Raw genomic sequence first — 24,672 nt, 5'->3', positions numbered from 1 at the left:
CACACCGGATTCCACGGAGCCCTCAGGCCTGTCCGGCGCGGAAGAAGGATACTTCCTGGCGCAGCTGGTCCGCCAGCGTATCCAGCTCCCGGCTTGAGGAAGCCACCTGCTCGGAACCGGCTGCCGTCTCGACCGTGGCATCGTGAATACGGCTGATATTGCGGTTCACTTCCTCTGCCACTGCACTCTGCTGCTCCGCCCCGCTGGCAATCTGGGCATTCATATCATTGATAGCTCCCACTTCGTGGCGGATGCGACCGAGGGCTTCCTGGGCCTCTCCGGTCTGGGCCACGGTCTCCCGTGCCAGTTCGCGACTGGTCTCCATGACCGAGACGGCCTGGCCGGCACCGGTCTGCAGCTTGCCGATCATCTCCTGGATTTCCCGGGTGGAATCCTGGGTGCGGGTCGCCAGCGAGCGCACCTCATCAGCGACTACCGCAAAGCCCCGGCCCTGCTCCCCGGCCCGTGCAGCCTCGATGGCCGCATTCAGGGCCAGCAGGTTGGTCTGTTCGGCGATGCCGTTGATGACTTCAATAATGGATTCAATATTGGCACTGTCCTGGCTGACCTGGCGGACGGTTTCAGTAGCACCCTCCAGGGTGTCCGCCAGGTTGCCGATAGCCACAGCGGTATCACTCACCACCCGGTTGCCATTCTCCACTTCTTCATCAGCGGTACGGGTGGCAGAGGCCGCATTGCCGGCAAAGCCGGCCACCTCGTTGACGGTGGCGGCCATCTGGTTGACGGCAGCCGCCATTTGCTGGGCTTCTTCCGACTGCAGGCGAATCTGTTCACGGTTGTTGCCAGCGGTGTCCAGCAGCTCGGTAGCCGCCTCGGCCAGCTGGGTGGAGGCCTGGCGGACCCGCCCCATGGTATCCGACAGACGGATGGTAGTTTCCTTCAGTGCACCCATCACACTGTTCGGGTACCGGGTCTTGATCGCCTGGTCCAGCTGACCATCCGCCAGCGCCCGGATGACATCGGCCACCTCTTCCGGCTCCGCGCCGAGGGTGGACTTCAGGTTACGGATAATCAGCACCACAACCACGATACCTGCCAGGATGGCGACCCCGGTTACGATGAAAATCAGTGCCTGGAAGCCGGAGGCAGCCTCCTGTACCCGGTCGATGTCCCCCGCAATGATGTCTTCCTTGTGGTCAATAAACGCGTTTACCCGGGCGAGCCATTCTGTGTAGGCCGGGGACACCTGTTCCAGCAGGAAGACACGGGCCGCCTCGGCGCCTTCATTCTGACGGAGGGTTACCAGCTGGTCGGTCAGCGCCAGGGTCCGGCGTTCGATATCCTGGATGTCTGCCAGCAGCCGGGTTTCCCGGTCGCTGGCCCCGAGCTCGTCGAACAGTCGGTCCATTGCGACCGCCGACTCCCGGTAGAAGGCCTTCAGTTGCTCCACCTCCTGCAGGTGTTCCCGCAGCGTCGCGTCATCCCGCACGAGTACCGCATCCCGGATCGCAATCGCACGGTCGTGAACGCTGCCGCGGAAGTTGATGGCATGGCGCTGCTTTACTGAGGCTCCTTCCCGGACTTCCTGCAGGGTCCGGTCCATGAAACCCACCCGCAGGTTACCCACCACGCTGATGAGCACCATCAGGGACAACACGAAACCAAAACCGAGACCCAAGCGCCCCGCAACCGTCAGCCGACCGAACATGGCAATACTCCGACACTGTAATTTTATTGATCGAATCTATGATTTCTCTAAAAATCGAAGACTGGATCAATTGTTCAGCGTTGATTTCGGTACTTTTGACAATAGTTTGCATTATGACCTGGTTGTGAACGCACTTCAGGTGTGGTTCTGGCCTTCCTGCCCCAGCAGTTTCTGGAGGGCTTCCCCACTGAGCACCTCTACCTCCAGCAACCTGTGGGCACCGTTTTCCAGTGTTTCCCGATGGGACTCGAGAATTGCCGTAGCCTGGTTGAACGCCTGGTCGATCAGCTCGCGAATGGCTTGGTCGATGGCTTCCGCCGTCGCCTCACTGTATTGCCGGGAACTGTCCAGCCAGCGCTGCTGGAGATGGTTCTGCCCGGCCTTCTCGTAGGTGACCTGGCCAAGGGCCGGGATCATCCCGAAGCGGGTGACCATGTCCCGGGCAATATCGGTGGCCTTTTCCAGGTCATCAGCAGCACCGGTGGAGGTGGCCCTGAACACCAGGCTTTCCGCAGCACGGCCCCCGAGCAGAACGGTCATACGATTGCGCAGTTCCTGTTCTGACAGCAGGAAGCGGTCTTCGGTGGGTCGTTGCAGGGTGTAGCCGAGGGCACTGATACCCCGGGGGATGATGGAGACCTTCTGAACCGGGTCTACCCCTTCCAGGGACATGGCGACAAGAGCATGGCCCAGCTCGTGGTAGGCCACGGTGCGACGTTCCTTTTCACTGAGAATCCGGTTTTTCTTCTCCAGGCCAGCCACGATACGCTCGATCGCCGCATTGAAGTCGTCCAGGGTGACCACGTCGGCATTACGCCGGGTGGCCAGCAAGGCAGCCTCGTTCACCAGGTTGGCCAGGTCGGCGCCGGTGAAGCCCGGTGTCAGGGCGGCAATGTGGTCCAGGTCGGTATCCGCATCCAGCTTTATCTTGCGGATATGCACCTTCAGGATCTGGGCCCGGCCGATACGGTCTGGCCGGTCCACCAGCACCTGCCGGTCAAACCGCCCGGCCCTCAGCAGCGCCTGGTCCAGGATCTCCGGGCGGTTGGTGGCGGCCAGCAGGATCAGCCCGCTGGACGGATCAAAACCATCCAGTTCGACCAGCAACTGGTTGAGGGTCTGCTCCTTTTCATCGTTGGCCATCATCGGGTTGGCACCCCGGGCCCGGCCGAGGGCATCCAGCTCATCGATAAAGATAATGGCCGGGGCCATGCCCCGGGCCTGGTTGAACAGATCCCTTACCCGGGCGGCACCCACCCCCACGAACATCTCTACGAACTCCGAGCCGCTGATGGACAGGAAAGGCACGCCCGCCTGTCCGGCCACCGCCCGGGCCATCAGGGTCTTGCCGGTACCCGGCGGGCCAACCAGGAGCACCCCCTTGGGGATATGCGCGCCCAGGCGGCTGTACTTGTCCGGATCGCGGAGAAAGTCCACCACTTCCTGCAACTCGGCCTTGGCTTCGTCCACACCGGCCACGTCATCGAAAGTCACTTTCGTGTCCTTCTCCATGTAGACCTTGGCCTTGCTCTTGCCGATGGACATCATGCTGCCGCCACCGCCGCCCATGCCGCCCATCCGCCGCAACAGGAAGCTCCACAGCAGCACCAGCAACGCAAAGGGCAGCAGCCAGGACAGCAGGGACGTGAGCCAGGTGTTCTCCCGCACGCCGGTATAGTCCACGCCGGCCTCCTCCAGCACCTGTACCAGATCCGGGTCGTCCACCCGGATTGCGCGGATGCTCACCAGGTCACCCTCGGAGGAGCGCAGCCGGTTCAGCTCCTCGGACGACAGGAAAGGTGAAAGCTGGTTGCGGGGTATCGAGGCCTTCACCTCTTCACTGGCAACGGTCACGTCCTGCAACTCCCCGGACAGGGCCAGCGTACGGAATTCGCTGTAACGGATGGTCTGTGGCTGGGTAGAGAGCCAGTCCGGCAGCAGAAAGAGAAGCAACAATACTCCCACGAAGTACCAGATGGAGAATTGCGTACGCTTGTCCGGTGTTGGCGTTGGCATGGGTCGCTTCCTGTTAACGGCTCTGATTTTGCAGGACTTCCAGTATAGCCTGTTCATCGCAAGCTAACGGGTGATATGTATCAAAGCGCACTGGAAGGACTGTTGCAGCTGTCGTTCCGGCACTGGTCCCCACTTGCAAGCCCAGCGGGTTTGACCGATGGTAAACACAGTTATGGTGCATTCCATTCCCGATACGGAGGTCTGTCAATGAGCGTTCTGTTCCTGATCATCAGTGCCCTGGTGCTGATCTATCTTGGCCTTGGCGGCACGGTGGCTACCGTGGTGCTGGTAGCCGCCACCCTGGCCGGCATGGCCCAGGATGACTGGCATATTCTCAGCATTCTCCTCGGGGGCGGTCTGCTGGCCCTGGCCATGATGATCCTGCACGCCGATGAGCTGCGCCGCGACAAGCTCAGCAAACCCCTGCTGGGCTGGGTACGCGGTCAGCTGCCCAAACTGTCCGACACCGAGCAGGAGGCCCTGAAGTCCGGTTCCGTAGACTGGGACGGAGAGTTGTTTTCCGGCCAGCCGGACTGGTCGAAGCTGCTGGATGCCAGGCCCGCCCACCTCTCCAGCGAGGAACAGGCGTTTCTCGATGGCCCGGTGGATAAACTCTGCGCCATGCTGGACGACTGGAAGATCACCCACGAGGACTACGACCTGCCGGACAAGGTCTGGAAATACATTCGGGAGAACGGCTTTTTCGGTTTGATGATTCCGAAGGAGCAAGGTGGCAAGGGCTTCTCCCACACCGCCCACTCGGAAATCGTGATGAAGATTTCCACCCGCAGTGTGTCTGCGGCCGTAACCGTGATGGTCCCCAACTCCCTGGGGCCGGGCGAACTGCTGATGGAATACGGCACCGACGACCAGAAGCAGCACTACCTGCCCCGCCTTGCCAGTGGCGAGGAAATCCCGTGCTTTGCCCTTACCTCACCGGTGGCCGGATCCGACGCCGGAGCCATTCCCGACAAGGGCATTGTCTGCAAGGGCCAGTGGAACGGCAAGGAAGTGCTGGGCCTCAAGGTCACCTGGAACAAGCGTTATATCACCCTGGCTCCCGTGGCGACCCTGATCGGCCTGGCCATCAAGGTCTACGACCCCGACAAGCTGCTCGGTGGCAGCGACAATGTGGGGGTCACCTGCGTAATGATCCCGAGGGATACCGAAGGCGTCCATGCCGGCGCCCGCCACCTGCCCATGAATACCGTCTTCATGAACGGACCCACCTGGGGCAACGATGTCTTTATCCCCATGGAGCAGGTCATCGGTGGCCAGGAGATGCTAGGCAAGGGCTGGACCATGTTGCTGGAAGTACTGTCCATCGGCCGCTCCGTTTCCCTGCCCGCCCTGGGCACCGGTGCCGGCAAGGTCGCCAGCCTGGCCACCGGCTCCTATGCCCTGGTGCGGGAGCAGTTCGGTCGTTCCATCAGCCAGTTTGAGGGGGTGCAGGAAGCCCTGGAGCCCATTGCCGGCTACACCTGGATGATGGACTCTGCCCGCTTGCTGACCGCGGGCATGCTGGACCGGGGCGTGCGGCCCTCGGTGCCCTCGGCGGTACTGAAATACCGCAACACCGACCTGATGCGGGTGGTGATCAACAACGCCATGGACGTGGTCGCCGGCCGGGGCGTGATCACCGGCCCTCGCAACTTCCTGGCCCGAGCCTACCAGGCTGTACCCATTGGCATCACGGTGGAGGGGGCCAATATCCTCACCCGCAGCCTGATGGTATTTGGCCAGGGTGCAATCCGCTGCCATCCATTCATCGTGGATGAAATTGAAGCGGCGGGCATGGCCGACGAGCGGGAGGCGGTTCGCAAGTTCGACGACACCTTTTACCGGCATATCGCCCATACCACCCGCAATGCACTGCGGGCGCTGGTACTGGGCCTTACCCACGGATTTGCGGAACCCGCCCCCCGTGAGGGCAACATTGGCAAGTATTACCGGCAACTGGCCCGATTCTCCGCCGGTTTCGCGCTGATGACCGACGTTACCCTGCTGACCATCGGTGGCGGCCTGAAGGCCCGCCAGCGACTGTCCGGCCGCATGGCTGACTGCCTGGTTCAGTTGTACTATGCCTCCGCCGTGATCAAGCAATGGCACGAGGAAGGCTACCCGGACGATCAGCGTCCCCTGGTGGAGTGGTGCCTGCAAACCTGCCTGAAGGACCTACAGGCAGCCATGCGCGAAGCGGTGATCAACTTCCCGGTACCGGCCCTGCGCTGGCCGCTGCGGATTCTGATATTCCCCCTGGGCGCTACCGGTCTCAACGGCCCGGATGACCGCCTGGGCACGGAAGTAGCCGCCACCATTGTGAAAGACACGCCACTGCGCCAGCGCATCAGTCGGGGCGCCTACGTCAACGACAAGCCGGACGATGCCCTGGGCCGGGTGCTCAACGCCTACCGTCTGGCCAACGAGACGGTGGAAGTACGGGCCCGCCTGCACGACGCCATTCGCAACCGTGACCCCGAAGAGCTCGGCGGTATCGATATGTTGCTGGGTCATCAGCGCAAGGAGCTGGTGGACTGGGCCTGCAAGGAAGGCATTATCCGGGATGAGGAGTGCGACAAGCTGCTGGAGGCCCTGACCGCGCTCTACGACGTGATCCGGGTGGATGCCTTCGATGCGGACGGCCTCAAGGCCCTTTCCCGCTGTGCCAAGGGCAAGCGCAAGGTGGTGGAGCGGCCGGCCAGCGACGACCAGGACACTGAGTCACTCCCGCCGAAGAAGCCGGCCACCAGCGGGAATTCCACCACCAGCGCGACAAGGAGCCGCAAGGGTACCAGTAGCAAGACCAACGGCCGGAAAACATAACCTTCCGGCCGTCAGGCAGGCATCAGACGTGGGTCAGGGCGTGCCGGCGTCCTGGCCGGTCCAGGTGGGGTACGTTATTGAAGCTCAGCACCCGGCGGGCACTGCGGCCCACGATCACTTCACAGAAACCCGTGTTGCGGAACTGGAAGTTGAAATGGATGGCGCCCTTCTGCGGCCCTTCAACCAGCTGGGTCAGGGCGCTGCCAATCACCCCACCGGAGGTCACCACCAGTACCGCATCGTCCCGGTCCGCACCTTCGCAGGCATGGCTGATGGCATCTTCAATACGCTGACCGAAGTCGCCCCAGGTTTCCGGTACATCGGTGAGCCGGTCGTCGATCCAGGCCTCGTAGGCGGAGCGGAAGGTGCGCCAGTAATCCTTGAAGTCCCGCTTCTGGTGCAGGTGCTGGTCCCCCTGCCCGGTGAATGCCCGGTACATCATCTCGCCGTCGTATTCATTGAGACCGGGATGGGTAGAAACGTCGATGCCGGCGTGTGCCATACCCTCAAGGACACCCCTGGCGGTATCCTGCTGGCGCTGCAGGTCGCCGGCCACTACCCGGTGGAAGTTCAGTTCGCGCTCGGCGAAATACTCCCCCAGCCAGCGGGCCTGTTGCCAGCCAAGCTCGGAAAGCTGGTCGTAGTTTGCCTCACCAAACGAGGCCTGCCCGTGTCGGACGATAAAGAGTTTTGCCATGGGATACGTGCTACCTGTGTGTGACTGCAAAAGCCACATCCTGCCTCAGCTGTGACCCGTTGACCAGTCGACCGGCTCAGAAATTGCTGGCCAGTTGCCAGCCGATGAACCCCAGGGTACCTCCGCTGAGCACCAGGGCCAGCACCGCCACAACACCGTCCCGGGCGATCATGGCGAGGCCGAAGGCCATCAGGGCCAGCCCCCCTCCGTTGGCGCTCAGGGGGACGAACTCCATCAGTGGCAGGGCCAGGGCAACCACCAGGCAGGCCAGTGCCAGCAGCAGGTTGCCGCCCCCGGTCATCAGCCAGGTCAGCCGGGGCCCGGTGAACCTGTCCAGGAAGCGGGCCGGTTTACGCAACCACGCCAGCCCCCTGTGCAGCTTGTCCCGCGGCACCTGCCGGTGGCTCAGCCAGCCGGGCAACCAGATATGGTCCCGGCGGAACAGGCGCTGGCCAACGGTGAGAATCACCAGCATTCCCATCAGGGTGGGCACGCCCGGCAGGTCGCCGATCAGGGGCGCCAGCACCACGAGCCCGGCCACCACAGCCACGGGGCCGAAACTCCGGGTACCGGCCGCATCGAGAATTTCCCTCACCGTTACCCGCTGGCCGTCACCGTCAGTGTCCCGGATCCGGGCCAGCAGCTCCTCCAGGCTGTCAGCGCGCTGCTCGTCGCTCATTCAGGCTCCTTCGGGTTGTCCGTAGTACCGGCGTTGCCGGGTTTCTCATCCAGCAGGCCACTGTCGATGGCCCGGGCCAGCAACCAGTTCCGCAGTGATCGCAAACCAGGTTCCTGGCGCCGGCTGACCTTGACAGCGAAATAGAAGCTGTCTCCGGTGACGACGCTGTGCAGGGGTAAACGCACAAAATCGCCGGCGTCGTCCCGGTTGCTCAGCATGTAGTCATTGGTCAGGGCGATACCCTGGTGATAACGGGCCGCCTCCAGCGCCAGCAGCATATGGCTGAAATGCTGTACCTGAGCGGTGGCCGGAATGCCCATTCCCGCCTCGCCAAACCACGCCTCCCAGTCGCCGCAGGTGCGATTGTAGATGCTGAAGGTGGACAGCAACGGATGGTGCGCCACGGAGTCAGTGGTCAGCGATTCTCCCTCCAGCTTCTGCCAGTACTGGCGACTGCATACCGGAAACAGTCGCTCACGGTATAGCAGATCATAGCTGTAGGCGGGTGAATCCGTATTGATGGTAATGAAGCTGTCAGCCACACGCCCCGACAGCACCGGGTGCTCTCCGGTCATTTCCAGTATCAGCTGGATTTCCGGGTGTTGACGGTGCAGGTCGGGTAACCGGGGCACCAGCCAACGCACGGCGAAAGAGCTGAACACTGCCAGGCGCAAACTGCTGTCCTGACGACCCAGCAGCTGACCTGTGGCCCGGTCGATCTGCACCAGGGCCGAAGAAATGCCTTCCAGGTAGTCCTGTCCCTCCCGGGTCAGGGCAAGGCTGCGGCCATGGCGCACGAACAGGGGTTCACCCAGAAAGGTTTCCAACTGCTTGATCTGATGGCTGACCGCACTCTGGCTGACGCTGAGCTCTTCGGCGGCGCGAGAGAAGCTGTTCAGCCGGGCGACCGCTTCGAATACGGGCAGGGATTTCAGGGGTGGCAGTTTCATTATCGATTTTTCTCATAGTTGAACAATAAATATCATTTTATCGGATATGCATGCATCCCTATACTTTTTCCTCCCCATCACTCAACCAGCCGGAGGCACCATGTCAGGCAAGACCGTCAACAGCGCCATTCTGCTGCTGATTATCGGCAATGCCCTGGCCATTGTGTCCGATGTATTCATCAAGCTGATGGAGCCGGACGCACCGGTGTTCCAGTTTGCGTTCCTGCGCAATCTCATCACCGTCTGCCTGCTGATGCCGCTTCTGAAACGGGCGGAATACCCGCGGCTGTTCGAGGGCTTTATGGTCCATGCCATCCGCTCCCACGTTTTGCTGGCCGGATTACTGTGTATGGTGGTAGCCCTGACCACCCTGCCCCTGGCAACCGCCAACGCGGTGTTCTACGCCGCGCCGGTGATCCTGATGGTGTTGTCGGTGCTGGTATTCCGTGAGCGGCTTTCGCCCCTGAGTGTGGTGGCGGTTATCAGTGGCTTTGCCGGGGTACTGGTGATCCTGCGCCCCACGGCCCTGGATTTCTCGGCCCTTTCCGCACTGGGCACCGCTTTCTGCCTGGCAGTGGCTGCACTGATGGTGCGCCGGCTGCCCTCCGGCCAGTCGACCCTGCACAAGCTGTTTCTCAACTCGCTACTGGCTATTCCCGCCAGCTTCGCGCTGGCGATGTGGGAAGGGGCCTCCTGGCGATGGGAGATTATTGCCAGCGCCGTGGGCTCGGCGGTGTTTATCCTGGGTTACAACGCCGGTGTACTGATGGCTTACAAGCATGTGGACGCCAACCAGGTCACCAGCGCCGAGTATACCGGCCTGATCTGGGCCATTGCGGTGGGCTGGCTCGCCTTTGGTGAAGTGCCGGACCTGTGGTTCCTTACCGGCAGCCTGATGATTATCGTGCCGCTGTTAATGATCGGCCTCAATCAGCGTCGCAAGCAGCGCCTGATTCATCGCCGGCCGGGCGCCGAAGCCCAGGAGGCATGAACGGGTTCCCAATTCGGGATACTTAACAGATTTTCACATGAGCTCGAAGGCACCCAGCAGGCACCATGGTGTGAATAACGACGGAACCGATCTATTCGCAGGAGGCGTCCATGTCCAAAGCCCTGGCCTTTGCAGCCGGCATTGCAGTTGTCATTGCGGCACTGCTGTTCCTGTTTTCGCCGGTTACCACCGACCCGGTGCCCGGAACACCGGGAGATAACCCGGAAGCAGGCAACCCGCACACCGACACCGGGGAAACGCACGCTCCGGGCGTGGCCAATGCCGGTGTTCCGGATAATGTTCCCCGCTGGCCAGACCCTGAAGCCACCGCCGCCCTGCCGGCGCGGCCCGACAGTCCTTCCCGCAATGCCCGGCCAGTGATTGCCCTGTGGCGTACCGACGGCGACCCTGAAAAGACCGAGGTGGACGGCTTCCCGGCGATCCGCCTGAAAGGCGACCCGGAAGCAGCTGCTTCGCTGCACGTGGGGCAGCAGCTGGCACTGCAGCTACCTGAACTGGACCGCACCCTCACCGCCCGCCTGGACAGCACCCATAACCAGCTCAACGACATACAGGTCTTCCGCGGCCCCGTCAGTGGTGGCCATGAAGACGACAACGTCGTGGTTACCCGGGGGAAAAAATCCACCTACGTGGTGATCAGTACCCGCGAAGGGGTCTACTCGGCGGTCATCGACAACACCACCGGTGACACCACCCTGACCAGCGAAACCGACATACAGGGCAACCTGGCCGGTGAGGATGATGCCATCCCGGTGCCCGGCGTGGATCAGGCGCCGCCCTCCGACTGACGCAGTAAGGCAGCGACAGCTGCCGGCAGTACCCGGAACCCCACGGCGGACAGGAGTACCCGCCGTACAAACACACCCTTGATCAGGGATCGACACTATGAAACAACCCATTCACTGGCTTGCCAGCCTTTCCATTGCGCTGGCAAGCCCGCTGACCCTCGCCAACCAGGTCGACGTGCTGGTGTTCTACACCGGCGAAGCCGCCGCCACCGCCTCTGGCCAGGACATCGAAGCCCGCATCGTGTCCTATGTGGAACATGCCAACCAGGCCTACCGCAACAGCGATGTGGATGTGCAACTGCGGCTGGTGGGTACCGAGCAGGTTCAGGGCAGCTTCGGCAGCGTTGACGGTAACGTGCTGGGGCGCTTCCGGGCCGACAGCACCGTCGCGCGCCTGCGTCAGCAATATGGAGCAGACCTGGTCGCTCTGATCAGCACCCCGCAACGCAGCGGCGCCGGTTATGTCTGCGGTGTCGGCTACCAGCCCGGCGGTAACGAGAATACCGGTCGTTTCTATTCCAACGCATCCGCCTACGGTTACAGCATGACCGGCGTGACCTGCGGCTATAACACCTTTGTCCACGAGCTGGGGCACAACATGTCACTGGGCCACTCCCACGCCCAGAACTCCTTCGGTTCCGTGTTTCCCTGGGGCCGTGGCCATGGGGTGTCCGGCCTGTTCAGTACCGTCATGGCCTACCCCCAGTCCTATGGCACCCGCAACCACCTGGCACAGTTTGCCAGCCCGGACCAGGTGCGCTGCGAAGGCCAGCCCTGCGGCTCCGACATCAATCGCAGCGATGGCGCCGACGCGGTTACCGCGATCAACCAGCTGGCTGCCCAGGTGGCGGACTTCATGCCCACTGCGGTGATCGACGATGGTGACCCGGAAGAAGAAGAGCCGGGCAACGATAATCCCGGTGATCCTGGCGATGGCGATGGTACCCCTGGTAACGGCGACGACAACGGCGGCAACGACAGTGACAACGGCAGCGATCCTGACCTGCCTGTCTGTGACAAGCCGGAACTGGCGGAGAACAACCTGATCCAGGCCCCCGACTTTAATGACCTGGCGCCCTGGAGCAGCTTCAACAACGCGGCCAGCCTGACCACCGCCAGCATCAATACCAGCTGTGGCCGGGACAACCTGCTGCTGGTGACCGACCGCACCGGGTATTACGGCGGGCCCGTGCAGCTGATCGAAGATGGGTTGGAAGCCGGAGCGCAATACCGGGTGTCCGCGAGACTGGCACTGGCCGGAACCGATACCCGTGATGTGGTCCGGGTCAGCCTGGAAATTACGGACAGCGAAGGCACCCGCTTCCAGGACCTTCCAGAACTGTCGGTAACCGCCAACGAACTGAGCCGTTATGAGGAGACCTTCACCGTTGCGGCTGAAGGCGCTGTCCGACAGGCCCGGCTGCTGATTGCTGGCCCCGCCGAGGGGGTTGATTTCGTGGCGGATGAGGTCCGGCTCGAGAAGGTCGCCGATGCCCCGGGCGAGGATGAAGGTGATGACAATAATGGCGGCAGTAGCATCATTCTGGAAGAAGGCTTCGAGGACGGCGGCAACGGCTGGTCCGGCTATATGGGCAGCTGGGTGTTCCGTACCCGTACCGCCAGCGAGGGCAACTTCGGCCTGGCGTCCCTGTTCCGGATGAGCACCTATTCAGGCCCGGCCCTCGAGGCAACCGGCCTGGTGGAAGCCGGCAAGACCTACCAGGCATCGTTTGATGTGATGCTCAGCAACCGCCGTCAGACCTCGGACACGGTGGAGCTCTGGGCCTGGTATGTGGATGACGAAGGCGCCCACTGGCAAAAGCTGGGCGGTGGCCAGATTGCCACCAACAGTTGGGCGACTATCGACAGCCAGTTCGGCCTGCAGCCCTCCGGCAACATCGACCAGCTGAGGCTGCACGTGATGGGTGCGGCGACCTCCAGCCGTATTGTTATCGATAACTTCAGACTCGGCCTGTAGTACCGGTTTGCCGGCTGGTGGCGACATCGCCAGCCGGCAAACCGGAGAAGTACTCGGTGACCTCTTGGGCCCTGGCTTCCCCGGCCGGGTGCCCCTTTTCCCTGATCCGTTCCCGCTTGCCCCTGACTTCCGCTGACCCGATCCACTGGACAAGCCACCGTCCGGCTGTCTAGGATCAGGTTTTGTTTTGCAACCTGATTCCGACCAACACCAACGACAGAACAACAGGCAGGAGCCCCACTATGTTTCTCAGCGAACCGAAAACCCTCTCGACCCCTCGTGGCCAATTTACCTGGCGGGAGGGCGGTGATCCCGACGGCGCCCCGGTGGTCATGATTCACGGCTGGCCGGAAAGCTCCTATTGCTGGGAGCACACCGGTCGCCACCTGAAAGAAGGGCTGCGGGTGATCGCACCAGACCTGCGGGGCCTGGGTGACAGCGAACGTACTGAAGGCCAGCAGCACTACAGCAAGCAGGCCCTGGCAGAAGACGTGGTCAGCATGCTGGACAAGCTGGGCATCCAGGAGTTCCAGCTGGTGGGCCATGACTGGGGCGGCATCGTGGCCCAGGAAGTGGCCCTGGCGATCCCGGAGCGTATCCGGAAGATGGTGATCATGAACATCGCCATCATCAACAACCTCAAGGGCAACATGGAAGTGATCGAGAAAGTCCGCTCCGGCAGCGGCAAGGCCTACTGGTATCAGCACTTCCAGCAGGCGCCGGGACTGGCCGAAGCCATGATCCCCGGCAATGAGGGCACCTGGATCCGCTTCTTCGTCAATGGTGTGGTGAAGCCGATCCCGGAGGATGCGGTGGCGGAATACGTGCGCATGTACAGCATCCCCGGCACCCCGGGCGCCGGCGCCAGCTATTACCGCGCCTTCAAGGACGACGCCAAGCGCTGGGCCACCCTGTCAGGCCATAAATGGAAAATCCCGAGCCTCTACATCTACGGCAACAAGGACAAGGTGATCATTCCGGAATACCTCAACCACATCGAGGATTGCTTTGAAGAAATCCGGGTGGAACAGGTGGATGCGGGTCACTTCCTGCAGGAAGAGAAACCGGAAGAAGTGGCTGGTCACATGAACGGCTTTTTCGACGCCGGCTGAGTAGACATTCCGGACAGGGCGGCACTGGAGGCTGCCCTATTCTTCTTCGTCTTTCCGGCGCTCACCACCGCCCTGCCCCAGGGCCAGCCGGGCCACCAGGTTCTCGATCCTGGCCACGGCGTCTTCATTGCCCTTGCGACCGGAAAGCACCACCTGGGACCCCACTGACGCCACATACATCAACATCGCCAGGTCCTCGGTTTCGCTATCGGCGCTGCCCAGGTTGCGGAACAACAATTTGTTCTGCTCCACCCGGGCCTGGTCCACCTCCTCGACGATCTCGGCGGCATGGCGATTGCGGCGGGCGAAGTCACGGACCGCCAGTTCCACCTGTAACCGGCGTACGTTGCGGGAGGCGTCGGTCAGCAGCAGTTGCAGCAACTGGTGCAGTTCCTCTTCCGGGTGTTCCCCTTTGGGCCGCATGTAATCCAGTTCCACAAAGCGGCGGTCGCGCCAGCGGTCCAGGAAGCTGTCCACCAGGTCCTCATGGTCCCGGAAGTGCCAGTAGAAGCTGCCTCGGGTCACGCCGAGTTTCTTCGCGAGTGTGAGCACCCGCAGGCTACCAAAGCCGCCACTGGCCACCTCGCCGGCGGCGGCATCCAGCCAGTCGTCGCGGGTCAGTTGTGCCTTGCCGGACTTTTCAGTAGCGCCGGGGGATCGCCTGGAATCGGATGCCATAGTCTGCCTGTATCGGGTTGCCGGTGTGCCGGCTCGAAGTCCATGAAGTCCAAGGGGCGCGGAGTGTACAACCCCGTTGACCTTTAACGCCAACATACATTACTGTACGGACTCTCCAGACACCAGTGTATGGAATAAAACTCCCCCATTCCATTATCCAAAAGGCGCCGAACCGGGGACCGACCTGCCCCGGCAAGAGCCGAAAGAGCTATCCGGCACCTGTTGCCACCGCCAATAAGGAGCGAGCATGAGCACCGCACACTACGACACCAACGGCAATGTGGCCGTTATCCGCCTGGACAATCCGCCGGTCAACGGCCTCAGCCTCGGGCTGCGTCAGGGCATTGTCGACGGCATCAAGAAAGCCGAACAGGACAGCGCCATCGAGGCCATCGTCATCACCGGTTCCGACCGGGCTTTCTCTGGCGGCGCCGACATCACTGAGTTCGGCACCCCGAAAGTGATGCAGGAGCCCATCCTCACCACCGCCATCCACTATGTGGAAACCGCCAGGAAGCCGGTTATCGCAGCCATCAGCGGCAACTGCATGGGCGGCGGCCTGGAACTGGCCCTGGGCTGTAACTACCGGGTATCAAAGCCGGACGCGACACTGGCCCTGCCGGAAGTGAAGCTGGGCATCCTGCCGGGCGCCGGCGGCACCCAGCGCCTGCCCCGGGTGATCGGTGTCGAGCAGGCCCTGAACATGATCGTGTCTGGCGCCGTTGTTCCGGCGAAGAAGTTTGAAGGCACTCCGCTGCTGGACGAGATCATCGAAGGCGACCTGATGGAAGGCGCCCTGGCCTTCGCCCGTAAGGTCGTTGCCGAGAAGATGCCGCTGAAGAAGGTCCGCGACCTGAAGGTGAAGCACCCCAACCCGGAAGGCTTCTTCATGTTCGCCCGCAACACCATCGGTGCCATGGCCAAGAACTACCCCGCCCCCCTGAAGTGCCTGGAAGCGGTGGAAGCCGCCGCCACAAAGCCCTTCGACGAGGGCATGAAAGTCGAGCGCGACGGTATCAAGTACCTGATGCAGACCCCGGAATCCGCCGCCCTGCGCCACGCCTTCTTCGCCGAGCGCAAGACCAGCAAGATCGCCGACGTGCCCTCTGACACCCCCACCCGTGACATCAACAAGGTGGGCGTGATCGGTGCCGGCACCATGGGCACCGGTATCTCCATCAACTTCCTCAACGCCGGCATTCCGGTCACCATCGTCGAGATGAAGCAGGAAGGCCTGGACCGTGGCGTGGAAGCCATCCGCAAAGTCTATGAGGGCCAGGTGAAGAAAGGCCGCATGACCGAGGACAAGGCCAAGGCGAAGCTGGACCTGCTGACCCCGTCCCTGAGCTATGACGACCTGAAGGACGCGGACCTGGTGATCGAGGCCGTGTTCGAGGAAATGGGCGTCAAGGAGCAGGTGTTCACCAAGCTGGACGAGATCTGCAAGCCGGGCGCTATCCTGGCCTCCAACACCTCCACCCTGGACGTGAACAAGATTGCCAGTTTCACCAAGCGCCCGGAAGACGTGATCGGCCTGCACTTCTTCAGCCCCGCCAACATCATGAAGCTGCTGGAAGTGGTGCGCGGTGACAAGACCGCCAAGGACGTGCTGGCCACGGCGATGAAGCTCGCCAAGACCATCAAAAAGACCGCCGTGGTGTCCGGTGTCTGCGACGGCTTTATCGGCAACCGCATGATCAACCAGTACTCCCGCGAGGCCCTGACCATGCTGGAGGAAGGCGCCAGCGTGCAGCAGATCGACAAGGCCATCGAGAAGTTCGGTTTCGCCATGGGCCCGTTGCGCATGGCTGACCTGGCCGGTGGCGACATCGGCTGGGCCATCCGCAAGCGCCTGTACGCGGAAAACCCGGACATGAAGAAGAACCTGATCGCCGACCGACTGTGCGAGATGGGTCGTTTCGGCCAGAAGACCGGCGCCGGCTTCTACCGGTACGAGCCGGGCAACCGCAAGGCCCTGCACGACCCGGAAGTGGACAAGGTGGTGGAAGAGTGCCGCAAGGAAATGGGCATCACCCCGCGCAAGATCAGCAACCAGGAAATTGTCCAGCGTTGCGTCTACGCCCTGGTGAACGAGGGTGCCCGGATCCTGGAGGAAGGCATTGCTCAGCGCGCCTCCGATATCGACATGGTGTACCTGACCGGCTACGGCTTCCCGGTCTTCCGTGGTGGCCCCATGCACTACGCCGAGCAGGTTGGCCTGGCCAACGTGGTCCGCGACATGGAGCCCTTCGCCGAGAACCCCAACACCCAGCCAGGCTTCTGGGAGCCGGCTCCCCTGCTCGTGAAATGCGCGCAGGAAGGCAAGGGTTTTGATCAGTAAGGCCACCAACGAATCGATCGCCGGGGCCCGCGCGGGCTCCGGCACACAGGAGAAAGATTATGAATGATGTTGTCATCGTATCCACCGCCCGCACGCCCCTGGCCAAGTCCTGGCGCGGCGGCCTGAACATGACCCATGGCGCCACCCTGGCCGGCCACGCTATCCAGCACGCGGTTGAGCGTTCAAAGGTGGATCCCGCCGAGATTGAAGACGTACTGATGGGCTGTGCCCTGCCGGAAGGTTCTACTGGTAACGACGTGGCCCGTATGGGTGCCATCCGTGCCGGCCTGCCGGTGTCTGTGGCTGGTGCCACCATCAACCGGTTCTGCTCCTCCGGCCTGCAGGCCATCGCCATGGCCGCCCAGCACATTGCCGTGGACAAGGTGCCGGTGATGGTTGCCGGCGGTGTGGAGTCCATCTCCACCGTACAGGCTACCGTGAACCAGAACTACCTGGCCGAGCCCTGGCTGATGCAGAACAAGCCGGAGCTGTACTGGTCCATGCTGCAGACCGCCGAGACCGTGGCCCAGCGCTACAAGATCAAGAAAGAGGACATGGACGAATACGGCGTACGCAGCCAGACCTTGGCCGCCAAGGCCCGTGAGGAAGGCAAGTTCGACGACGAGATCGTGCCCATCACCACCACCGCCGGGGTTGCCGACAAGGCCACCGGCCAGCTGATGAGCAAGGAAGTGACCGTCTCCCAGGACGAAGGCATCCGCCCGGACACCAACCTGGAAGGCGTGAGCAAGATCCGCTCCGCCATGGAAGGCGGCGTAGTCACTGCGGGCAACGCCAGCCAGTTCTCCGACGGCGCCTCCGCCTGTGTACTGATGGATGGCAAGCTGGCCGAACAGCGTGGCCTGCAGCCGCTGGGCATCTTCCGTGGCTTCGCCGTCGCCGGCTGTGAGCCGGACGAAATGGGCATTGGCCCGGTCTACGCGGTACCCAAGCTGCTCAAGCGCGCCGGCCTCACCGTGGACGACATTGGCCTGTGGGAACTGAACGAGGCCTTCGCCGTCCAGGTGCTGTACTGTCAGCGTGAGCTGGGTATCCCCATGGACCGCCTGAACGTCAACGGCGGCGCCATTGCTGTGGGCCACCCCTACGGTACCACTGGCTCCCGCCTGGTGGGCCACGCCCTGATCGAAGGCAAGCGCCGCGGCGTGAAATACGTGGTAGTTACCATGTGCGTTGGTACCGGTATGGGTGCCGCCGGACTGTTTGAAGTGGCCTGATCGGGCATTTCGTTCGAATAAGACTTTTGCGTGAACAGCCCGGAGCCCCTGGTGCCACCCAGGGGCTCCGTTGCAACTGACGAGAAAGAGAGACAACCATGGAACTGAACTACACCCCTGAACAGGAGGCCTTCCGCCAGGAAGTCCGCCAGTTCCTGCAGGACAACCTGCCGGATGACATCCGCGAGCGGGTTCAGAAGCGCCTGCGTTTCACCAAGGACATGATCGTCCGCTGGCAACAGATTCTGTACAAGCAGGGCTGGGGCGCCAGCACCTGGCCGAAGGAATACGGCGGCACCGGCTGGACCGAAATCGAACAGCTGATCTTCGAGGAAGAGTGTGCCCTCGCCGGTGCACCCCGGCAGCTGGACTTCGGCCTGCGCATGGTGGCCCCGGTGATCATGAAGTTCGGCAACCAGGAGCAGAAAGACAAGCACCTGCCCGGCATCGTCAGCGGTGACGTCTGGTGGTCCCAGGGCTATTCCGAGCCGGGCTCCGGTTCTGACCTCGCTTCCCTGCGCACCACCGCCGAGCGGGACGGCGACTACTACATCGTCAACGGCCAAAAGACCTGGACCACCCTGGGCCAGCATGGCGACTGGATCTTCTGCCTGGTACGCACCAACAAGGACGTCAAGGCCCAGGAGGGCATCTCCTTCCTGCTGATCGACATGAAGACCCCGGGCATCGATGTGAAGCCCATCATCATGCTGGACGGCGAGCACGAAATTAACGACGTGTTCTTCGAGAACGTCAAGGTGCCGGTGGAAAACCTGGTGGGCGAAGAAGACAAGGGCTGGACCTACGCCAAGTACCTGCTGGGCCACGAGCGCACCGGCCTGGCCAACGTGGGCCAGTGGAAAGCCATGATGCGCCGCCTGAAGGAAATCGCCCGGGAAGAACAGGATGACGGCCAGGCCATCATCGAGAACCCCCGCTTCCGCGACCGCCTGGCCCAGCTGGACGCCGAGCTGCGTGCGCTGGAGCTGACCGTGCTGCGGGTACTGACCAACGCCACCGGCCCCGGGCCCGAGGCGTCCATCCTGAAGATCCGCGGTACCGAGATCGGCCAGCGCCTGTTCGAACTGGCCATGGAAGCCACCGGCCAGGACGCCCTCGCCCACACCCCGGATGCCCTGGAGCCGGACTACAACGGCCCCATGGTTGGCGGCATGAACGCTGTACCGGCGGCCGGCGACTACTTCAACATGCGCAAGCTGTCCATCTTCGGCGGATCCAACGAGATCCAGCGGAACATCATTTCCAAACTGGTGCTGGGGCTGTAAGGAGCGGACCATGAACTTCGAACTGACAGAAGAACAGCAAATGCTGCAGGACTCGCTGCGCCGCTTCCTGGCCAACGAGTACACTTTCGAGAAACGCCGCCAGATCATCGAATCCGGCAAGGGTACCGACGCAGGTATCTGGAATGCCCTGGCGGAAATGGGCCTGCTGGCCTTCACCTTCCCCGAGGACTACGACGGCCTGGGCGGCAACGGCATCGACACCATGCTGGTGATGGAATCCTTCGGCCGCGCCCTGGTGACCGAGCCCTACCTGGCTACCGTGGTACTGGCCGGTGGCCTGGTACGTGACGCCGGCTCCGACGCCCAGAAGCAGGCCATCCTGCCGGCCATCGCCAGCGGCGAGAAGCTGATGGCCTTGGCCACTTACGAGCACGGCGCCCGTTACAACCTGGCCCACATCAACACCGTTGCCACGGCTGACGGCAGCGACTACGTGCTCAATGGCACCAAGACCGCGGTCATCCACGGCGGCCAGGCCAACCAGCTCATCGTATCCGCCCGCACCAGTGGCGATGCCCGCAGTGAAGGCGGCATTACCCTGTTCCTGGTGGATGCCGATGCCAGCGGCGTATCCGTCACCGACTTCGTCACCCACGACGGTTTCCGGACCGCCGAAGTGACCCTGAAGGACGTGAAAGTGGGCGCCGACGCCATTATTGGTGAAGCCGACAAGGGCTTCCCGGCACTGGAAAAGGCCATCGACCAGGGCACAGCCGCCCTGTGCGCCGAAGCCGTGGGCGCCATGGATGCCATGACCGAAGCCACTTTGGAATACACCCAGACCCGCAAGCAGTTTGGCGTGCCCATCTCCAAGTTCCAGGTGCTGCAACACCGCATGGCGGACATGTTTATCCACGCCCAGCAGGGCCGTTCCATGGCCATCCTGGCGGCGGACAGCGCCGACTCCGACGACCGTGTGGCCCGTCGCGAGGCCATCTCCCAGGCGAAGATGCTCATCGGCCAGGGTGCCCGTGAGGTCGGCCAGGCCGGCGTGCAACTGCACGGCGGTATGGGCGTGACCGACGAAATGTGGGCTGCCCACATCTTCAAGCGCCTGACCCTGATCAACCTGGTGTTCGGCGACGCCGACTATCACCTGGGCAAGGTCAGCGACGCGCTGCTGGAAAAAATCGCCTGATCCCGCCTGCATAATGCCCGGCCCTGTTCGTTAAATAACGAGGCGGCCGGGCACATCACAACAACTACAGGAGCCCCCAATGAGTCTGAAACAGCTATTCGATCTGACCGGCAAAGTCGCCGTAATTACCGGCGGTTCCCGCGGCCTGGGCCTGCAAATGGCCGAGGCCCTGGGTGAGCTGGGCGCCAAACTGGTCATCAGTGCCCGCAAACAGCACGAACTGGACGACGCCCAGAAGCACCTGGAAGGCCAGGGCATCGAAGTGATGACCATCGCCGCCGACATGTCCAAACGGGAGACGATCCCCGGCTTTGTGGACCAGGTCATCGAGCGCTTCGGCGACATCGACATCCTGGTGAACAACGCCGGCGCCACCTGGGGTGCCCCGGCGGAAGATCACCCGGACGAAGCCTGGGACAAGGTAATGAACCTGAACGTGGACGCCACCTTCTTCCTTACCCGTGAAGTGGGCAAGCGCTGCATGATCCCCCGCAAGTCCGGCAAGGTGATCACCACCGCCTCCATCGCCGGTCTGTCCGGCAACCCGGAAGGCATGAGCACCATCGCCTATAACACCTCCAAGGGCGCCAACGTCAACTTCACCCGGGCACTGGCCGCCGAGTGGGGCAAGTACAACATCAACGTGAACAGCATCTGCCCCGGTTTCTTCCCCTCCAAAATGGCCAACGGCCTGCTGGACGCCATGGGCGAGAAGATGCTGGAGCGCATCCCCCTGAACCGCTTCGGCGGCGAGGAAGACATGAAGGGCCTGATCGCCCTGCTGGCCACCGAAGCCGGCCGCCACATCACCGGGCAGAACATCGCCATTGATGGCGGCACCACGGTCTGCTGATTAAAACCCCTCGGTTGCACTGTTCACAGTGACAGTCCCTTACCCGGATCCCTTTTGGTTATCCGGGTTTTTTGTTTTGGACAGTAGCCCGATCCCGATCAGAACGCGTGATTGGCGTCTCATTTGTGGGCGGGTGTTGACGTTTTCCTCGTATATCCACCGAATATTCACCGCTTTTGGCGGTATATTCGAAATCTACCGACATTTGTTCGCTTTTTTCGGTATGGATATGCAGGTAGGGTAAAGCGCGTGTTCCGGCAAGGAATTGAATTTTCGCGATATTCTGCTATACCCTCAAACGAGCTGGCTCATAAATATTGTCATTTTTGACGTAGAATAAACTGTTATGAATCAATCACAAGAAAGATAGCCTAGTATGTCGCACGAGGAAGATATTCAGCGGTTCGATCAGGACCATCCTTGGCCACACGACGACGGTGTGACTTCCCTCTTTAAATTTTCATCGGTAAATCGAGACAAAATTTCTCGACTTGAACAACTATTCTGTGAGGGCAAGCTTTATCACTCAACACCAGATCAATTTAATGATCCATTTGAGTGTAAGCCCCACTTTAATTGGCCGAAGGACCCCAAGAAGGTAGCCGAAATCCGAAAGTATTTAACTCAGATTTTGCGACGAAACGGAATCTCTTGGAAAGAGGCAAAAAGACTTGTGGCGAACAGCATGCGTCGCCCCGGATTTATCCACGAGTCTATTTATACCTCAGCTGAGCACTCGTTTAACCGAGCCAGAATTTGCAGCTTTACAACGAGCAACAAAAACCTCTTGTTCTGGGCCCATTATGCGAATTCCCATAAGGGCTTTTGTGTGGAATATGACGCTAAGATCCTTCCAATTAGCTATTCATTTAAAGTGAAGTATGTGGATGAGTACCCGGAAATCGAATATCCGGCCCCAGATGACAAACGGGCTCTAAGCCCGGCTTTGATGAAATCTACGGCCTGGAGCTACGAGGAGGAATACAGGAGCATTTTTATTCCTGGTGCTGAGAGGCAAGCAAAGCATGATGGGAGTAGCCTGATCCTTAACGGATCGGAGATGAAAAATATATATTTCGGAGCCAAGATGACTGACGATGATAAGGCTCTAATCGAAGATTTAGTAAACAAGGGACCGTTTACCGCGAAGCTCTGGGAAAGTAATTTATCAAGAACATCCTTCGAAATTGAGTTTTCGCCATATAAACCGGTAATTTCATAACAAAGTGGTCAACGGGACGCAAACTACGCTGCGCTCCGTTCGCGCCCATTACCACTGGCGTTATGCATTAAGGAGCTAGTCTTTTGAAAGGTGTGAGTTTCATGGGCTTTGTTGCACCGATGATTGCATTGTTCATCGCTATCGTTTGGATTGGTGTTGCTATCGTTGGAAAAAATGTTAATGCCAAGGACTTGGTATTTTCTTACACAGCACTAGCTGCGGCATTTGTGATGTTTTCTCTTAACCTAGGGTTTTCGTTGAGGAATGAAGACAGTACCCATGTCGTTCAGCCACATCTGATACTTACGCCGAACTGCATTGATGTCTACTCAGAGCTGATGACGAAATCAAACTTTGTCGTATTTAATCGAGAAAAGTTGAGTTCATCATTGAATCTTACGAGAATAAGTGAAAAAGCCGGTCTCCCCCAATTGTCTGACGATGAAAGCGCGGTATTCCAAAAGAATCTCGTTGAATTCTTGAGAGTGTCAGTGGTTGGACATTTGCTGTCCGAATACCCCGACTGGAATCCAGATGTAAAAACTTTCAGGGGAAAAAGGCAAGTTCAGTTCAATAACTCTGAGGAAGGTGCTGGCCATAACTCTTACTACTCTGTCCCGCAGCTGGAAAGCGCTCTGAAGATAGACGTAGACGATTTCGATATTTCTGAAGGTGTGGGTATAACTAATGGCCTTACATTACCGCCGAATACAGTTATTTCGAGTAATGGTGAAAATCTAATTTTTGAGAATCCCCACATTCGAATAGAAATCGATTTTGAGGTTGAAGATGGAATGAGTTTTGCCGTTCCATCCTACAATGGCGCTAATCTGACATTGGACCAGCAAGATCTGACCCAGGGTGTTGTCAACATCCAAAGCAACATTAGAGTTTCGGTGTCTCAGAAAAAGCAAAGATCAGGTAGTCCTGAGCGTCTTAAGTACAAAGCGTGGGCATCACAGATTGTTGACATCATACGAGCGGGATTTTCGCCAGTAGCATCTCAAAATGCATAACCAATGCAGGCACGGCGACGCCCATTACATTGCGCCTTCGGCTCCATTCCATGGGCGCGCATGCTGCAGGCGTTAAATCAGTAGTGGTAGCGAAGCTGGGCAATTAGCAGAGCGTCATCCGTGACTTTGTAGACCATGCGGTGCTCGTCGTTAATTCGGCGGGACCAATAACCAGCGAGGCTATGTTTGAGCGGTTCCGGTTTACCAATACCTTCGAACGGTTCTCGCTTGGTCTCTTTGATCAGCTTGTTGATTCGGTTAAGGATCTTTTTGTCGGTTTTTTGCCAGTACAGATAGTCTTCCCAGGCGTTCTCGGAGAAGATGAGTTTCATTCAAGAAGTTCCTTTTCTTGACCACCGCCTTGCTCCAGCTCGGCGACGGATTCCAACAAACGACGGGCGTTCTTTGGTGCGCGCAGGAGGTATGCGGTCTCTTGCAATGCCTCGTAGTCCTCAAGGGATATCATCACCACGGACTGCGACTTGCTCCGGGTGATGATCACAGGGGAATGGTCTTCGCAGACCTGCTCCATGGTTTTTGCTAGGTTGGTTCTAGCGGCTGTGTAGCTAATGGCATCCATAAGACTGCTCCTGTACAGGATGTTGATCATGGTCAGGATACCGTACGCCAAAGGATTTAACAATCGGCTGCACTGCGACCGATTTTCCGCCGCTTCGCGGCTCCAAACCGGCGCGTGAGCCGGGCGTTAAATCAAAAGGGGTCGACGATTGGGAAGGCGCTACAGAAGAAGGAAAAGCTCCAGCTTGTTCAGCATCGTAGCTGATGTTGTCCGCATGGCAGCAGCTTTGCCATGGTGGGGTGCTTTGGCGCTGGGTTTTATCAGCTACTTGGTAATTGCCGTCGGCTTCGGAGGGTTTGTTGAGTCTCAGATAGCCGCTCAGGAAGGAAGCCGCTTTCACAGCATCTTTGAGATTCGACTTGGGCGAATTGCCCAGGTCGCTGAATGGGTTGGACTTTCGTGCATTGTTGTCGGGGTTTTCTTTGCAGTTCGGAATCATTTCTTCGGCAATACTGCGGGACGCACGGAAAGAGGAGTCTGCGTAAACCGCTGAAGGTTGCCACCCATTCCACGTGAAGCCTGCCACCCGGACCGGGGCAAGGCTGCCACCCATCGGAGCGTAGCGACGCGGGGTT

Annotated in this window: 21 protein-coding genes; 12 read left to right on the top strand and 9 right to left on the bottom strand. The window is 60.5% G+C overall.

Going from position 1 to position 24,672, the window contains the following annotated elements:
* Positions 1-22 precede the first annotated feature (22 nt).
* Both ACESMZ_RS08790 and ftsH read right to left on the bottom strand, forming a co-directional pair.
* The gene (locus ACESMZ_RS08790) at positions 23-1,669 is read right to left on the bottom strand and encodes a methyl-accepting chemotaxis protein (protein ID WP_372972495.1); all 1,647 of its coding nucleotides are present in this window, start codon (positions 1,667-1,669) and stop codon (positions 23-25) included.
* A gap of 135 nt (positions 1,670-1,804) precedes the next feature.
* Positions 1,805-3,685, bottom strand: a complete 1,881-nt coding sequence (gene ftsH / locus ACESMZ_RS08785; RefSeq protein WP_372957877.1) for an ATP-dependent zinc metalloprotease FtsH — start codon at positions 3,683-3,685, stop codon at positions 1,805-1,807.
* A gap of 207 nt (positions 3,686-3,892) precedes the next feature.
* Here ftsH and ACESMZ_RS08780 point away from each other — a divergent pair, with 207 nt between their 5' ends.
* Positions 3,893-6,508 (top strand): acyl-CoA dehydrogenase, encoded by a 2,616-nt coding sequence (locus ACESMZ_RS08780; protein ID WP_372957878.1) that lies wholly within the window; start codon positions 3,893-3,895, stop codon positions 6,506-6,508.
* Positions 6,509-6,530: 22 nt separating this feature from the next.
* Here ACESMZ_RS08780 and ACESMZ_RS08775 read toward each other — a convergent pair whose 3' ends face one another.
* The 3 genes from ACESMZ_RS08775 to ACESMZ_RS08765 all read right to left on the bottom strand — a co-directional run bounded on the left by ACESMZ_RS08775 (position 6,531) and on the right by ACESMZ_RS08765 (position 8,834).
* Positions 6,531-7,205, bottom strand: coding sequence for a histidine phosphatase family protein (locus ACESMZ_RS08775; protein WP_372957879.1), 675 nt, complete (start codon positions 7,203-7,205; stop codon positions 6,531-6,533).
* 76 nt (positions 7,206-7,281) lie between these two features.
* Positions 7,282-7,884, bottom strand: coding sequence for an exopolysaccharide biosynthesis protein (locus tag ACESMZ_RS08770; protein WP_372957880.1), 603 nt, complete (start codon positions 7,882-7,884; stop codon positions 7,282-7,284).
* Positions 7,881-8,834 carry a LysR substrate-binding domain-containing protein gene (locus ACESMZ_RS08765; RefSeq protein ID WP_372957881.1) on the bottom strand — a complete coding sequence of 318 codons (954 nt, stop codon included), beginning with the start codon at positions 8,832-8,834 and terminating at the stop codon, positions 7,881-7,883. The genes ACESMZ_RS08770 and ACESMZ_RS08765 overlap by 4 nt, the downstream gene beginning before the upstream one ends.
* A gap of 100 nt (positions 8,835-8,934) precedes the next feature.
* Here ACESMZ_RS08765 and ACESMZ_RS08760 point away from each other — a divergent pair, with 100 nt between their 5' ends.
* The 4 genes from ACESMZ_RS08760 (at position 8,935) to ACESMZ_RS08745 (ending at position 13,724) form a co-directional block, all read left to right on the top strand.
* Positions 8,935-9,825 carry a DMT family transporter gene (locus ACESMZ_RS08760; protein ID WP_372957882.1) on the top strand — a complete coding sequence of 297 codons (891 nt, stop codon included), beginning with the start codon at positions 8,935-8,937 and terminating at the stop codon, positions 9,823-9,825.
* A 110-nt stretch (positions 9,826-9,935) separates the two neighbouring features.
* Positions 9,936-10,634, top strand: coding sequence for a hypothetical protein (locus ACESMZ_RS08755; RefSeq protein WP_372957883.1), 699 nt, complete (start codon positions 9,936-9,938; stop codon positions 10,632-10,634).
* 97 nt (positions 10,635-10,731) lie between these two features.
* Positions 10,732-12,612: a carbohydrate binding domain-containing protein gene (locus ACESMZ_RS08750; RefSeq protein ID WP_372957884.1), complete on the top strand. Its 1,881-nt coding sequence runs from the start codon at positions 10,732-10,734 to the stop codon at positions 12,610-12,612.
* Between the two features lie 242 nt (positions 12,613-12,854).
* Complete coding sequence (locus tag ACESMZ_RS08745; RefSeq protein WP_372957885.1) at positions 12,855-13,724, top strand: alpha/beta fold hydrolase; 870 nt, start codon at positions 12,855-12,857, stop codon at positions 13,722-13,724.
* A 36-nt stretch (positions 13,725-13,760) separates the two neighbouring features.
* Here ACESMZ_RS08745 and ACESMZ_RS08740 read toward each other — a convergent pair whose 3' ends face one another.
* The gene (locus tag ACESMZ_RS08740) at positions 13,761-14,402 is read right to left on the bottom strand and encodes a TetR/AcrR family transcriptional regulator (RefSeq protein ID WP_372957886.1); all 642 of its coding nucleotides are present in this window, start codon (positions 14,400-14,402) and stop codon (positions 13,761-13,763) included.
* 247 nt (positions 14,403-14,649) lie between these two features.
* Here ACESMZ_RS08740 and ACESMZ_RS08735 point away from each other — a divergent pair, with 247 nt between their 5' ends.
* The 7 genes from ACESMZ_RS08735 to ACESMZ_RS08705 all read left to right on the top strand — a co-directional run bounded on the left by ACESMZ_RS08735 (position 14,650) and on the right by ACESMZ_RS08705 (position 23,517).
* Positions 14,650-16,743 carry a 3-hydroxyacyl-CoA dehydrogenase NAD-binding domain-containing protein gene (locus ACESMZ_RS08735; RefSeq protein ID WP_372972494.1) on the top strand — a complete coding sequence of 698 codons (2,094 nt, stop codon included), beginning with the start codon at positions 14,650-14,652 and terminating at the stop codon, positions 16,741-16,743.
* Between the two features lie 59 nt (positions 16,744-16,802).
* Complete coding sequence (locus ACESMZ_RS08730) at positions 16,803-17,981, top strand: acetyl-CoA C-acyltransferase (protein WP_372957888.1); 1,179 nt, start codon at positions 16,803-16,805, stop codon at positions 17,979-17,981.
* A 98-nt stretch (positions 17,982-18,079) separates the two neighbouring features.
* Positions 18,080-19,267 carry an acyl-CoA dehydrogenase family protein gene (locus tag ACESMZ_RS08725; protein WP_372972493.1) on the top strand — a complete coding sequence of 396 codons (1,188 nt, stop codon included), beginning with the start codon at positions 18,080-18,082 and terminating at the stop codon, positions 19,265-19,267.
* 10 nt (positions 19,268-19,277) lie between these two features.
* A complete protein-coding gene (locus ACESMZ_RS08720; protein ID WP_372957890.1) occupies positions 19,278-20,426 on the top strand; it encodes an acyl-CoA dehydrogenase family protein in 1,149 nt (382 codons plus the stop codon).
* A gap of 79 nt (positions 20,427-20,505) precedes the next feature.
* Entirely contained in the window at positions 20,506-21,279 is a 774-nt protein-coding gene (locus ACESMZ_RS08715; RefSeq protein ID WP_372957891.1) for an SDR family oxidoreductase, read from the top strand.
* A 376-nt stretch (positions 21,280-21,655) separates the two neighbouring features.
* Entirely contained in the window at positions 21,656-22,501 is an 846-nt protein-coding gene (locus tag ACESMZ_RS08710) for a DUF2971 domain-containing protein (RefSeq protein ID WP_372972492.1), read from the top strand.
* A gap of 101 nt (positions 22,502-22,602) precedes the next feature.
* A complete protein-coding gene (locus ACESMZ_RS08705) occupies positions 22,603-23,517 on the top strand; it encodes a hypothetical protein (RefSeq protein WP_372972491.1) in 915 nt (304 codons plus the stop codon).
* A 77-nt stretch (positions 23,518-23,594) separates the two neighbouring features.
* Here ACESMZ_RS08705 and ACESMZ_RS08700 read toward each other — a convergent pair whose 3' ends face one another.
* The 3 genes from ACESMZ_RS08700 to ACESMZ_RS08690 all read right to left on the bottom strand — a co-directional run.
* Entirely contained in the window at positions 23,595-23,849 is a 255-nt protein-coding gene (locus ACESMZ_RS08700; RefSeq protein WP_372972490.1) for a Txe/YoeB family addiction module toxin, read from the bottom strand.
* Positions 23,846-24,097: a type II toxin-antitoxin system Phd/YefM family antitoxin gene (locus ACESMZ_RS08695; RefSeq protein ID WP_012137510.1), complete on the bottom strand. Its 252-nt coding sequence runs from the start codon at positions 24,095-24,097 to the stop codon at positions 23,846-23,848. Before ACESMZ_RS08695 ends, ACESMZ_RS08700 begins: the two co-directional genes overlap by 4 nt.
* Positions 24,084-24,672 (bottom strand): hypothetical protein (locus ACESMZ_RS08690; protein ID WP_372972489.1); only part of this gene is annotated, 589 nt, incomplete at its 5' end. The genes ACESMZ_RS08695 and ACESMZ_RS08690, both read right to left, overlap by 14 nt.

This window comes from Marinobacter sp., from assembly GCF_041690615.1.
Classification (GTDB): Bacteria; Pseudomonadota; Gammaproteobacteria; order Pseudomonadales; family Oleiphilaceae; genus Marinobacter.
This window is presented reverse-complemented; position numbering and strand designations above follow the sequence as displayed.

Excerpts from the sequence above, each read along its gene's own strand:
- ACESMZ_RS08725 (WP_372972493.1), top strand. The coding sequence starts at position 18,080 with ATGGAACTGAACTACACCCCTGAACAGGAGGCCTTCCGCCAGGAAGTC.
- ACESMZ_RS08770 (WP_372957880.1), bottom strand. The coding sequence starts at position 7,884 with ATGAGCGACGAGCAGCGCGCTGACAGCCTGGAGGAGCTGCTGGCCCGG.
- ACESMZ_RS08720 (WP_372957890.1), top strand. The coding sequence starts at position 19,278 with ATGAACTTCGAACTGACAGAAGAACAGCAAATGCTGCAGGACTCGCTG.
- ACESMZ_RS08765 (WP_372957881.1), bottom strand. The coding sequence starts at position 8,834 with ATGAAACTGCCACCCCTGAAATCCCTGCCCGTATTCGAAGCGGTCGCC.
- ACESMZ_RS08700 (WP_372972490.1), bottom strand. The coding sequence starts at position 23,849 with ATGAAACTCATCTTCTCCGAGAACGCCTGGGAAGACTATCTGTACTGG.
- ACESMZ_RS08710 (WP_372972492.1), top strand. The coding sequence starts at position 21,656 with ATGTCGCACGAGGAAGATATTCAGCGGTTCGATCAGGACCATCCTTGG.
- ACESMZ_RS08740 (WP_372957886.1), bottom strand. The coding sequence starts at position 14,402 with ATGGCATCCGATTCCAGGCGATCCCCCGGCGCTACTGAAAAGTCCGGC.
- ACESMZ_RS08755 (WP_372957883.1), top strand. The coding sequence starts at position 9,936 with ATGTCCAAAGCCCTGGCCTTTGCAGCCGGCATTGCAGTTGTCATTGCG.
- ACESMZ_RS08705 (WP_372972491.1), top strand. The coding sequence starts at position 22,603 with ATGGGCTTTGTTGCACCGATGATTGCATTGTTCATCGCTATCGTTTGG.
- ACESMZ_RS08750 (WP_372957884.1), top strand. The coding sequence starts at position 10,732 with ATGAAACAACCCATTCACTGGCTTGCCAGCCTTTCCATTGCGCTGGCA.
- ACESMZ_RS08735 (WP_372972494.1), top strand. The coding sequence starts at position 14,650 with ATGAGCACCGCACACTACGACACCAACGGCAATGTGGCCGTTATCCGC.
- ACESMZ_RS08695 (WP_012137510.1), bottom strand. The coding sequence starts at position 24,097 with ATGGATGCCATTAGCTACACAGCCGCTAGAACCAACCTAGCAAAAACC.
- ACESMZ_RS08775 (WP_372957879.1), bottom strand. The coding sequence starts at position 7,205 with ATGGCAAAACTCTTTATCGTCCGACACGGGCAGGCCTCGTTTGGTGAG.
- ACESMZ_RS08730 (WP_372957888.1), top strand. The coding sequence starts at position 16,803 with ATGAATGATGTTGTCATCGTATCCACCGCCCGCACGCCCCTGGCCAAG.
- ACESMZ_RS08780 (WP_372957878.1), top strand. The coding sequence starts at position 3,893 with ATGAGCGTTCTGTTCCTGATCATCAGTGCCCTGGTGCTGATCTATCTT.
- ACESMZ_RS08790 (WP_372972495.1), bottom strand. The coding sequence starts at position 1,669 with ATGTTCGGTCGGCTGACGGTTGCGGGGCGCTTGGGTCTCGGTTTTGGT.
- ACESMZ_RS08760 (WP_372957882.1), top strand. The coding sequence starts at position 8,935 with ATGTCAGGCAAGACCGTCAACAGCGCCATTCTGCTGCTGATTATCGGC.
- ftsH (WP_372957877.1), bottom strand. The coding sequence starts at position 3,685 with ATGCCAACGCCAACACCGGACAAGCGTACGCAATTCTCCATCTGGTAC.
- ACESMZ_RS08745 (WP_372957885.1), top strand. The coding sequence starts at position 12,855 with ATGTTTCTCAGCGAACCGAAAACCCTCTCGACCCCTCGTGGCCAATTT.
- ACESMZ_RS08715 (WP_372957891.1), top strand. The coding sequence starts at position 20,506 with ATGAGTCTGAAACAGCTATTCGATCTGACCGGCAAAGTCGCCGTAATT.